Origin of the sequence: Nostoc sp. ChiQUE01b (assembly GCF_034531255.1) — a bacterium.
In the GTDB taxonomy this organism is placed as follows: Bacteria; Cyanobacteriota; Cyanobacteriia; order Cyanobacteriales; family Nostocaceae; genus Nostoc.
In genome coordinates, this window is the sequence record NZ_JAVRBM010000071.1 from 33,537 (window position 1) to 45,704 (window position 12,168).

Below are 12,168 nucleotides of genomic sequence, written 5' to 3' on the forward strand. Positions count from 1 at the left end.
CGACCCACGCAAAGTAATTTTTTATTAACCAGAGGTGCAGATTTAAATATGTTAGGACTTACGCATTGACAAAAGTCTTCAAATATGGATTTATATTTTTCGACTGTAGAGTGGGCAATGCTTAGTAAAATCTGATTAGCTGGACATAAGTTTAAGGCACTACCCACCCTACAAGTTGCGATCGCAAACCTAGTTAGGAAAAAAATCAAAGAGCGATCGCTACATCAAAATTTAGGAAAATATTCTCATCCTTCCCTGGTTTGTTTTGTTCGGTCTTCACCAACAGTCATTTTTTTCACATTTAGATGTTTTATTGGAGTAGAGTGCGTTATTGCATTGCTCTAACGCAACCTCTACCCCATCAATTTTCAGTCAACTCAGTAAAGTCTAGTACGTCACGGCGTCAATAGAGCAACCATTTAAAATCCCTAAAAAGCCCATTCCATAATACTTTTGACTTTTGACTTTTGACTTTTGACTTCCGCCTTGCGGTACTAGTTATTTGTTTCCTGGTAACTGCTGCGATTTTACAGGTGACAGTGGTGCAGGATTTACTGAAATAGGTTTGAACGGCTTGAATGTGTTGATATCTACACAGTTGGTGCTATCCAGCTTGACTCTGAGTTCAGCGCTGAAAGTAACTAGCTGCTCAACAAGAGCTTGGCGATCGGTTAAGCAACCTTTGATTGCCATTAGTTCTCCCAAAGTCCACTCATAGAGATGTCTGTCTGCGTTGTTAATGATCACAGTCAGTTCGTTCCTGATTCTCAAGATTTGGTTGAGAAGCTCGTCCATCTTGATGTTGATTACATTAGCAACCTGAATATTGAATGATTCTCTGTTGCCTATTATGCCGATCAGTTCATCGACGTACTGTGTAACCAAACTCATGAATGTCTGATTCCACTCGTTGCGGACGTTCTCAATCTTGATGTCAACATCTCTGTAGACGTTATTAATCTTGTTGTTAATTTCAGTACTGTTGACAACAAAGTTCAAAATCCTGTTGTTAATTTCAGTACTATTGATCACAACACTCTCAATCTTCTGATGAATTTGAGAATTATCGTTCAAGATATTCTGAATCTTCTGGGTTATTTGATCGTTATCAAAGATTTGGTTAATGATGACGTTGTTGTTGGTTACATTCTGTTGTAAGCGGCGATCAACGTACTGATTCAATATGTCATTATTATTGACAATATTTTGAGTAATTAACTTGACGTAATTTTGTAGCTTTTGCTCGTAGGTATTATCGATTTGCTTGCTGACATACTGATTAATATCAGTATTGTTATTGACGATGTTTTGAGTAATTAATCTGACAAATGTTTCTCTGCCACCTATTATCTTAATCAGTTCATCGACTCGCTGTGTAACCAAACTGATAAATGTCTCATTCCACTCGTTGCGGACATTCTCAATCTTGCTGTTAATTTCAGTGCTGTTGGTAACAAGGTTCACAATACTGTTGTTAACGTCAGTGTTGTTGGTGACGTTTTGCTGTAAGCGTCGGTCAACGTACTGGTTTAATACATCATTATCATTGATAATGTTCTGGGTAATCACTTGAATGTGATTTTGGATCTTTTGCTCGAAGGTATTGTCGATTTCCTGGTTGAAGTACTGGTTCAGTTCAGAATTATTGACAAGGTTTTGAGCAATGACGCTGATGTTGTTGCGTATTTTTTGCTCAAAGCTTTGGTCGATTTGGCTATCGACGTGCTGGTCAATATACTGGTTGAGTTCCGGCTTATTGACGATGTTGTTGATGATTAATTCGATGTTGTTACGTACTTTTTGCTCGAAGCTTTGGTCGATTTCCTGGCTAAAGTACTGTTTAATTTCAGTATTATCATTGATGATATTCTGGGTAATTAAACTGATGTTGTTGCGTATTTTTTGCTCAAAGCTTTGGTCGATTTGCCCGTCTACATGCCGATCAATATATTGGTTAAGTTCCGGTTTATTGATGATGTTGTTGATAATTAATTCGATGTTGTTATGTACTTTTTGCTCGAAGGTATTGTCGATCTCCTGGTTGAAGTACTGCTTCAGTTCAGTATTATTGACAAGGCTCTGAGCAATGACGCTGATGTTATTGCGTATTTTCTGTTCAAAGCTTTGGTCGATTTGGCCATTGACATGCTGGTCAATATACTGGTTGAGTTCCGGCTTATTGACGATGTTGTTAATAATTAATTCAACGTTGTTACGTACCTTTTGCTCGAAGGTATTGTCGATTTCCTGGTTGAAGTACTGGTTCAGTTCCGGATTATTAACAAGGTTCTGAGCAATGACGCTGATGTTATTGCGTATTTTCTGTTCAAAGCTTTGGTCGATTTGGCCATTGACATGCTGGTCAATATACTGGTTGAGTTCCGGCTTATTGACGATGTTGTTAATAATTAATTCAACGTTGTTACGTACCTTTTGCTCGAAGGTATTGTCGATTTCCTGGTTGAAGTACTGGTTCAGTTCCGGATTATTAACAAGGTTCTGAGCAATGACGCTGATGTTATTGCGTATTTTCTGTTCAAAGCTTTGGTCGATTTGGCCATTGACATGCTGGTCAATATACTGGTTGAGTTCCGGCTTATTGACGATGTTGTTAATAATTAATTCAACGTTGTTACGTACTTTTTGCTCGAAGCTTTGATCTACTTGCTGATTGACATGCCGATCGATATACTGATTGAGTTCTGGCTTATTAACAATGTTGTTGATAATTAATGCAACATTGTTACGTAATTTTTCCTCTAAGTTTTGGTCGATTTGGCGATCGACATGGCGATCGATGTACTGGTTGAGTTCCTGCTTATTGACAATGTTGTTAATAATTAATCCGACATTGTTACGTATCCTTTGCTCAAAAGTCTGGTCTACGTACTGGCTGATTTGTTGATTAATTTTCTTTGATATCTCAACGTTGATCTTATCTTCTACAAGCTTGTCTAAGTAGCCAGACCAGCCTTGCAAGTGCTGGTTCAGACTAAATTCCATCTGCTGTATATAAGCATCCATTGAGAATCTGACCTTTGCCACTTCTACAGCCAAATTCTTAAAGTGCTTCTCGTAGTTCTTCAGCAACCAAGTTTCGAGCTGATCCCAATACTTAGCCTCCAGCGTCACATCAGCTTCATCTATCACGTTAATAGATGCATCAATCTGCTGTAACTGTTCCTCCCACTTCTTCTTAAACTCGTCTTCGTTAAAACGAAAGGTAAACTCTACTGAGCTGTTCGCACCTACCGCTTCACGATTCACAGATCCACCTGAGCCTTGAATATTTGTAACAGTTTCGCTTGAGCTGTTCGCACCTACCGCTTCACGACTCACAGATCCACCTGAGCCTTGAATATTTATAACAGTTTCGGTTGTACCATTTGTTATAGACTCTGTTGTAATATTTGTAACAGACCCTCTTGTAACAGTTACCTTATTCTCCTGCTTTTTATACTTCTGGGTCAGTTCAGTTGCACTCACTGGCTCTATTGCCAGAATAATTTGGCCTTCGTTATCTTCTTTGTAGGTATCAATAAATAAACCTGATAAAGTAGTTTTTTCTTTGACCTCTAAAACTACTTCGTCTTTCAGACCATTCAATGAAAACCAAGTTTCTTCAACTTCAATATTAGTGAGTTTTGTAATAAATTTTCCGCCTTTGGCCCAAATTAAAGCCCAAGGTTCTATATTAAATTTCTTTTTATCTGACCAATAGCTGGCATTCCCTTCACGAATTTTTATCTTATAATTTCCAGGTGTTAATTCAACAAAATTGGAACCCGATTGTTTCAAGGTAGACAGATTTGTTTCATCCAGCACATAACAATTGCGTTTACTGTCTACTGTTAAAGTCTGAGGACTGAAAAATGCTTTATTACTAGTAATAAAAAGATTAATTCCTCCACTGTTATCAGCATTGTTGACATCAAAAAACAAGGCGTTCAGAACTGCTTTCTTTTTGACTTCTAACTTCAGACTATCGTTATATCCATTTAAGGTTGTCCAGGTTGCACCTACTTCAAAACCTGTGTTTTTATTGATAAATGTACTACCATCAGCCCCATATATCCAGAGTAAAACAAAAGGTTCACTTTCTGTTTTACTCTGGGCATAGCTGTAGCGACCATCAGTAATTTTGATATCAAAAGTACCTTTCTCGAAAGTAAAGGAAGTTGCAACATTTTGTTGCAGGTTATTCATTTGATCGGGGTTGATAACGTAACAATTGTTTTTAGTATCGATGGTTAAAATACTCATACTTTCTTCCTTGATAACTTTAATTTCTTGAGATTTTGTCTCTTCGGATTTTTTGTTTGAGTTTACTTCTGGAACGATTTCTGTTACTGCTGCTGTAGCTGGTTCATAAATAGTGATACCTGCCCAACGACCAATGGGATCGGTTATGGCAACTAAAGTTCCAATACCCGTGGTAGTATCAATACGGATTAATTGACCGTCTTTACCTAACTTAAAGAAGTTGCCAGTTACGCCATAGAGAATATCACCAACAAACTCCATACTTGCAAGATCGGCAAAGCCAATATCACCGAGAGTTTTGACTTCACCTGTATCAAGATTGGAGCAAGCTAATACTTTCTTCTTGTCGTAACCAATCAAGGTAATATAAGCTTTGCCATCAGCATCAAAAGCAACTTCGCCACAGTTGTAGTTTTTATCGGCAACCGTTACTACTGGTGTACCTTTACCTGTTTCAAGATTAATAGTAATCAGTTCTTTAGCAGTTGTAGCGTAGAGGGTATGACGCTGGCGATTATATGCTAAACCAGATGTAGCAAAGCCAATATCACCAATTACAGTAGCATCACCGGAATTGAGGTCAATTTTAACTAGTCTGGTCTTATCCTTGTCTCGATCAAGTCCATATAGTTGAGAACCGACAAAAGCAATGTCAGAAACTTCTGTAACTATCTCGCCAATAAAGGTAGCTTTACCTGTGACTAAATCTAGAGTATAAAGTTTGCTTAATTCATTGGAGACACAATCTTGAATATAAACTGCTCCTGGTTTGAGCTTAATTGTTTTAGCTGTGCGACTACCACAGATAACTTTTTCTAAAACTGCACTAAAACCACTGATAGCGTCTTTATCTGTAAAAGATTGTCCATCTGTTGAGGTTGCAACTCTGCTGTATTCGGTTTTGATACCTTCTTGATACTTGCTCTTAGAAGTTCCAAAATAGGTGTGAACGGTAACTTCTGCTGTTTTGGCTTTTTGGATAGCCAAATCAGCCGCCGTAATATCCTTTTGCTCTGTTTTATCTCCACCCCCATCCAGTGCTTCATCGCCGAGATAAAAGATAGCTCGTGCTGCACCTTTGCGCCAATCAAAGTATTCTGAGATATCTTCAATGGCACGAGCTGCATCTTCTTGCGCTCCTGCAGACTTTAGTTCTCCTCTTTTTCTACCCCGAAGTTTGGATTCAGATACCTTAGACTTTTGAGTAAGATAAGCTCTGATAGTTTGGTCAAAGTTTGTCCCTTTCCAAATACCTTCTATCCCTAACCAAACTACTCTTAATTCTGTTGGACAATTAGATTTAGCAGATGCGATCGCACTCATAGCAGCATCACTTAGAGCCTGCGCTTCGTCTTTCATCGAAGGACTAGTATCGATGACGATAACTAAATCAACAGTAGGTATAGAGCTTACTTGTTTATTCATGCTTTTTTCCCTTTTTTTCTTGTAGATAAAATTGAAGAATTTCATATTTGCAGAGCTTTATGAATTTCAATGTAAAGTAAAGGATCAAAATCCAAGCAGTAGACAACCCACTTATTACTTTAAATAAGTAGGTGTAGCTGAGAACGAAACAGAAATGCTCAAAGTAGAATGCGATCGTTGGAATAAAAGTAGCTCAATATCGATTGATGAAAGCACTTCTACTTCAAACCGAACAAATACATAACAGCAAAAAAATCATATCATTTTTCTTCTAGAAAAATATATCAAATTTTATCTATCTGGAGAGATAGATAAAACCTCATCCATCTTGATAACTGGATTTTTTCAAGAATATATAAGTAGGTCTGCGTCAAATTTTGTAGTTAAAATAAATAAAGAATAAGGGGTGATAAGCAAGATAAAGCAAGGTTTCAGCCTAGTTTATCTTCCTTTATATAGTTTAGTTTTATCATGCCAACCTACTTAATATTAAATATCTTACTTTTCTCACTTTTCCTACTTTTCCTACTTTTCCTACTTTTCCTACTTTTCCTACTTTTTGGTCTACTGAAATTATTACTGTTTGTGCAAAGAGTTCGCTTTGGGAGAGCAACTAGAGAACCCAGAGGAAGTTTTAGGAACTTCCAATAAATAAAATGCCCTTTTTGTGGTAAGTTAAAAAATAATTTTAATTTTCGGGTGTTAAGTAAGTGGCAAGGAAAATTTTATTTTTTGGATCTCCTTTAAGAAATTCCAGTTCTCAAGATGGATGATGTTTAAGTAAAAAAAATTAACATTGTAATTTGGAATTATTTACGCAATAATAACTACGAGTAATAAACACTACTCAATTTGTAAATATCTGAAGAAAAACCTGCCATTGAACCTGGTAAAACTACTTGCCAAATAAAATTGAGGTATGTTTTGTAGACTATCTCAGCAACAGGTTTTTAAAGGATTTATCGAAATTATGGAGTAATCTATCATGGCTGTTGAAAAAGTAAACTCGTCCTCGAGCTTAGCAGAGGTAATCGATCGTATCCTTGATAAGGGTGTTGTCATTGATTTATGGGTACGGGTATCCTTAGTTGGGATCGAACTCTTAGCAGTAGAAGCACGGATAGTAATTGCATCGGTAGAAACATATTTAAAGTATGCTGAAGCTGTTGGTTTGACTGCTCAAGCTGCTGTACCAGCTGCTTAAGTCAGGTTATTGCCCTTTTGATATACTCTTAGTTAGTTTGCCTGTTGCCAAACCCCAAACCACAGTAGCAGGCATTTTCAGTAATAACGCTCAAAAGTAATAGTTTAGAAGAAGCTGATTTGTGGTTTTTTATATAGTACAGCCGGGAAGGAGTTTAAGTTGTGTCTCTTAGAGAACAATGGTACGCTGCACGGCAGCAACGCGAACAGGAAGTTCGCTTACGTCAACAACATGTGCTGGAAACTCGTCAGCAATTTCAGGCAGAAATGGCAGCTTTGCATCAGTATCAACGAGCTTGGCTGGAAGAGTTTTGCCAAAACTTAGCGGCTGAAACAGCAGAATTTCTGCATAATACCACTGCCGATCGCGCTGCTATGTCTGCTGCCATGCGCGAATCGTTAAATAACTTCCATACCACCTTGCAAGCCGAGGTAGCTGCCTTTTTGGAAGAAACGCGATCGCAGCAACAGCAAACTTGGACAGAACAAGCTCAAGAACGAGCCGCTTTTGTCGCTGCTTTGCAAGATTACGTTTGGGGAACAGCACCCTCATTTGACAATCTCCAAGCAAACGCTCTAACTCCGGGAGTAAAATCCAGTAATCTTGATTGGAGATAATTGTGGCTACAGTTCTCCAAGTTAACTCACAAAATTTCATCGAAACGCCGAAAGTCAATCATATGACAAAGCGTGCTTTACGTTATCTGCACACAGGCTTCTCCATTCACCTGCGCGGCCCTGCTGGTACAGGTAAAACTACACTAGCAGTACATCTAGCGAATATGCTAGAGCGTCCTATTTTATTAGTGTTTGGAGACGATGAATACAAATCCTCCGATTTAATCGGCAATCAACGGGGTTACAGCCGTAAGAAGATTATAGATAACTACATTCATAACGTCGTCAAGATGGAGGATGAATTACGGGAATCCTGGGTTGATTCACGCCTAACTACAGCTTGCCGCGAAGGTTTCACCCTGATTTACGATGAATTTAATCGTTCTCGTCCTGAAGTGAATAACGTCTTGCTTTCGGCGTTGGAGGAAAAGCTGTTAGTATTGCCAGCAACTGCTAATCGCCAGGAATATATTCGCGTTCATCCTGAGTTCCGGGCAATCTTTACCTCCAATCCAGAGGAGTATTGCGGGGTACACGGCACGCAAGATGCACTCATGGATCGTTTAGTGACAATAGATATTCCCGAACCAGACGAAACAACCCAACTGGAGATACTTGTTCAAAAAGCAGGGTTGGCTCGTAAGGATGCGCTAGCCGTTGTCCATTTGGTCAAGCAGTTTCAACAGCGGACAAAAAATGACAAGGCTTCCGGTTTGCGGGCTTGTTTGATTGTCGCTAAAGTCTGTAACAACCAGAATGTTCCTATCAATGTCAATAGCGACGACTTTCAAGATATCTGTAGGGATGTCTTGCTTTCTCGTTCTAAACTGCCCTTAAGTGAGTCAAAGTTGATTTTAGAGGAACTGTTTCAAGAACTGCCAATAGCAGGCAAACTAATTGCTAAACGTCGGGAGGTAAAGCGATGATCCAGATTCGCACCATGCGCCAAATTCGCACAGGCGCAACGATTTCTAGTTTTCGGGCTTGCCAAACCTTAAGCGGTTTGGACTTATCTGGTAGCGATCGCGCTCGTGCTGTTGGTGCTACAGCCAAAATGCTAGCTGGTGAAGCCCGTAGACAATGGTTAATCAAGCAATGGAAACGGTTATAGAAGGAAGGGGAAGGGGAAGGGGAAGTGGTAGAAGGAAGGGGTAGAAGGAAGGGGTAGAGGAAAAAAACTGTATTTTAAATTAGCTTGTTTTTCCCATCTCCTCTGCTCTCTATCTCCTTGTTTCCCCCATCTCCTCTGCTCCCTAATCCTCCCATCCTCTTCTTGTCCCCTTCCCCTTCCCCTTTACTTTGAGGTTTTTAATCATGGCAGATATTTCTAACGTTCCTTCGCATTTACTGGCTCACGAACATTATCGCCAGATGTTGGTGCGGGATGGTGAACGTCGCTTTCAAGAATGGCACAGCGAGTATCTCAGATATCAACGCAAGTTTCTTAAGGATCAAGAAAATCGGATTAAAGAACTTGAGAATTTGCGGAAGGATATTCACACAGATCATAAACGTCGTTCTGAGGAATCACGCCAAGAGTTTTTGCACTATCAGAACAAGTTCCTTAACGAGATGCGGCGTTACTAAATAATTCGTAATTCGTAATTCGTAATTAATTTTTTGGCGTTGCTGATTGATTATATGGTTTACTCACGTAGAGAATTTCAAAAAGTATGAGAGTTATTCATAGTCCAATTAAGCAATGCCACTTTTTCAATTAGGAATTATCAACTACGAATCATTTTAACTCTTATGTTCAACCTACAACTTGATTGGGATCGCCCTGCTAAAGTTAGTTCGCAACTCTCAGAACATATTCTGCGAGTGCGGATTTTACCGTCGTTGGGCGATGTCCAAAGACAGGCGACATTACCGTTGCAATTGGCTGTTGCTCTGGATACTAGCGCATCAATGCAGGGTGAAAAGTGGCAATGGGCAAAAGCAGCAACCCAGGCGTTAGTATCTCAGTTACGAGAGAGCGATCGCATTTCCATAGCAGGCTTTGCTGATTGGGTGACTCCTCTAGTGCAAAATCTGCAAAATAATCAACTTGACAAACTGCAAGCTGTTGTGCATAACTTAGTCGCCCAAGGAGTTACCAGAACTGATTTAGCCTTGAGTTGGATTGGGTCTGTTTTATCTTCAGAGACACAGAGAGCAAGGATAGGAATTCTGATTACAGATGGGCATCCAACTACTGGACAAGGAGAGGTTTTGGAGGATGCAGCAATTTTGATTGAGCAAGCCAAGAAAATGGCAGAAGATGGTATTACCCTCTGTACCGTAGGATTAGGAGATGCTGCCGATTTTAATTCAGCGTTACTGATCAGCTTGAGCGATCGCGGACAAGGAACGTTTATGTATGCAGACAATCCGACACTGCTGACACCCCAACTACAAGAACGATTGCAGGCGGTACAAGCGATCGCACTTACAGATGCAATTATAAAATTGAACTTGACGGCTGGAGTTAAGCTCAAAAAATGCTGTCAGTTCCGTCCTGATTACCTACCTTTGATAGAAACAGCCTCCCAAGAAATTCACTTACGAAACTTGCGAGTAGATACTGCAACAGACATACTGTTAGCTTTAGAAGTACCTGCATTAAGTACAAATCAACTTCTCGGTAATTACGCGATCGCCCAAATTCAATTATCACCTTCCCCTTCCCCTTCCCTCTCCCCTTCCCTGCAATTTACCTCCTCCTACACAGAAGCACAGCAAGTTAATCAGGAAGTCGATCGCGATCGCCTTTGCTGGGATATCAATCGCTACAGCACCGAACTCACCTTGGCAAACGATCCTCTGCAAACAGGAGAACTCTTGAGTCAAATTCAGGCAGCAGCTTTAAAATCAGGTCAGATAACAATTGCTCGTGAAGTATCTCAGCAATTGAACGATCTTCAGAAAACAGGTAAACTTAGCGCCCACCAAACCACAGATTTACTAATAGCCACACGCCAAAATAATTCGTAATTTCCCCTTCCCTCCTTCCCCTTCCCCCCTTCCCTATGTTTAGTGGTCTAGGTTCCGATCCAATTCCCGGACTCAGCCAACTTACTCCCGATACAGCTTACCTAGCGGTACATAATGGCCCGAAAGCTCAAAATAGTTTTCCGCTGAATCGATTGCGATCGCTAATTGGACGCAAGTATCCACCACATATCATCGTTGACATCGATTTGAGTGGCTACGAACAAGGGCCGATATTAACTGTATCGCGGCATCATGCGATCGTGCAGTGGGTGAATCAAAAGCTTCAGATTGTGGATCTTGCTAGTCGTAACGGTACGTTTGTGAACGGACAGCAACTCATCCCCCAGCAAATTAATCAACCCTCAGCCCCTGCCTTACTTAGAGTCGGCAGTAAAATCAGGCTGGGCGATTTAGAGTTTGAAGTGACAATCCTATCCCTCTTGTGAGAAACTCTTTGCTCCACACTTACAGGTTAGAAACGCTAAAAATGGTGAAAATTTCTATATTGCATAAATTTTCACACATCAAAATTGCCTAGAATTAATCTGAACTCTAGGGTTAAATCATAATGAGATCCCTGACCTGGGGATGTACTCATAGATAATCTTTCAAACGGGATAGGAAACTTTGTCCTTCACCAATGTCATCGCCATAAAGCCCCAGAACCATGCTCCTAATCAGGCTCAACACACTATTGTGGGTTCGGTTTTAACTGTCAGGATAATTATTAATATACCCGTTCATTAGTCGCCTCAAAATAGTTTCTTTTATTCATAGCGGGTGGCAGTGCCGCCTGTGCGGTTGCTCCTAAGAAACCGTATTTGCTTCGGGCTGAGGAACAAGCTCAAAACCTAAAGCTAGAGCCTTTTTTTGGAGATTATTGATAACTCTTTCTTGGTAACGTTGCTCATAATAATCCATGCCAATATCTTGATAGTTACCTCCAGTTGTCCAAAGTCGATAGAAAATTCTTGCCAGCTTATGAGCAGTAGCAGTGATAGCTTTGGGCGTACCAAGGCGAGAACGTAAGCGACGATAAAAAGCACGACTCGGCAGAATTGCTCTTGCCAATTGAGCCAAACACTCCTGTATTTGGCGATCGCAAGCGGCTATCTGAGCTTGATAGACATCATAAAGTTGTAGTTCCTGTTGAAGTACAAAAATATGCTCATTGCGATAATCACCATTTAAAGCAGCAGCAATTTCTGTTTCAGAGCGTTTAGTACGGTGATGTCTTTTCGCTGCCAAAATTTGTGGGTCTGTTTCTCCAGCAACAATTGCTCGAATAATTGCCATCCCAGTAGTGCCTGGCAGCAGCCATTTCACCAATGTCATAACCGTCTCAACCCAGAACCAAGCTTCTGTACGGGCGACAAAGCACCATTGGGGGATCGGTCTTAACTGTCAGGACACAATAACAGTGTAATTTTTTTCGGTGCATCTTATTTTGTTTCTTCCATCCATAACGGAAGCGATCGCGTCCGTAAACAGCTATTGATCACCAAAAGCTGACAAGACCAATGTCATGGTCAAGCTGTTGAAATTTTTCCTTTTATCAGCATTGACCAATTTGCGGTCAGTTGAACATCGCTGACCGCTTTTTCTTTTCAGGAATTTTTCTCCTGACCAGATATAGCAGTCGTCACCTCAGTTAGGACGTAGGATATATAAAAGAAGTGATTG

9 protein-coding genes are annotated in these 12,168 nt (G+C 40.1%); 7 read left to right on the top strand and 2 right to left on the bottom strand.

Annotated elements, in window-relative coordinates:
* Positions 1–498 precede the first annotated feature (498 nt).
* Entirely contained in the window at positions 499–5,688 is a 5,190-nt protein-coding gene (locus tag RMY63_RS31760; protein WP_322732511.1) for a hypothetical protein, read from the bottom strand.
* 985 nt (positions 5,689–6,673) lie between these two features.
* On the opposite strand from RMY63_RS31760, the gene gvpA reads away from it, so the two are divergent.
* The 7 genes from gvpA (at position 6,674) to RMY63_RS31795 (ending at position 10,931) form a co-directional block, all read left to right on the top strand.
* Positions 6,674–6,892, top strand: a complete 219-nt coding sequence (gene gvpA, locus RMY63_RS31765; RefSeq protein WP_322732512.1) for a gas vesicle structural protein GvpA — start codon at positions 6,674–6,676, stop codon at positions 6,890–6,892.
* 161 nt (positions 6,893–7,053) lie between these two features.
* A complete protein-coding gene (gene gvpC / locus RMY63_RS31770) occupies positions 7,054–7,509 on the top strand; it encodes a gas vesicle protein GvpC (RefSeq protein ID WP_322732513.1) in 456 nt (151 codons plus the stop codon).
* Between the two features lie 2 nt (positions 7,510–7,511).
* On the top strand, positions 7,512–8,435 hold the full coding sequence (gvpN, locus tag RMY63_RS31775; protein ID WP_322732514.1) for a gas vesicle protein GvpN: 924 nt from the start codon (positions 7,512–7,514) through the stop codon (positions 8,433–8,435).
* Positions 8,432–8,620 carry a hypothetical protein gene (locus RMY63_RS31780; protein WP_322732515.1) on the top strand — a complete coding sequence of 63 codons (189 nt, stop codon included), beginning with the start codon at positions 8,432–8,434 and terminating at the stop codon, positions 8,618–8,620. Before gvpN ends, RMY63_RS31780 begins: the two co-directional genes overlap by 4 nt.
* A 203-nt stretch (positions 8,621–8,823) precedes the next feature.
* The gene (locus tag RMY63_RS31785; protein WP_322732516.1) at positions 8,824–9,096 is read left to right on the top strand and encodes a hypothetical protein; all 273 of its coding nucleotides are present in this window, start codon (positions 8,824–8,826) and stop codon (positions 9,094–9,096) included.
* Between the two features lie 165 nt (positions 9,097–9,261).
* Entirely contained in the window at positions 9,262–10,485 is a 1,224-nt protein-coding gene (locus RMY63_RS31790; protein WP_322732517.1) for a vWA domain-containing protein, read from the top strand.
* 35 nt (positions 10,486–10,520) lie between these two features.
* Positions 10,521–10,931, top strand: a complete 411-nt coding sequence (locus tag RMY63_RS31795) for an FHA domain-containing protein (protein WP_322732518.1) — start codon at positions 10,521–10,523, stop codon at positions 10,929–10,931.
* Between the two features lie 361 nt (positions 10,932–11,292).
* Here RMY63_RS31795 and RMY63_RS31800 read toward each other — a convergent pair whose 3' ends face one another.
* Positions 11,293–11,820 carry a hypothetical protein gene (locus tag RMY63_RS31800; RefSeq protein ID WP_322732519.1) on the bottom strand — a complete coding sequence of 176 codons (528 nt, stop codon included), beginning with the start codon at positions 11,818–11,820 and terminating at the stop codon, positions 11,293–11,295.
* Positions 11,821–12,168 lie beyond the last annotated feature (348 nt).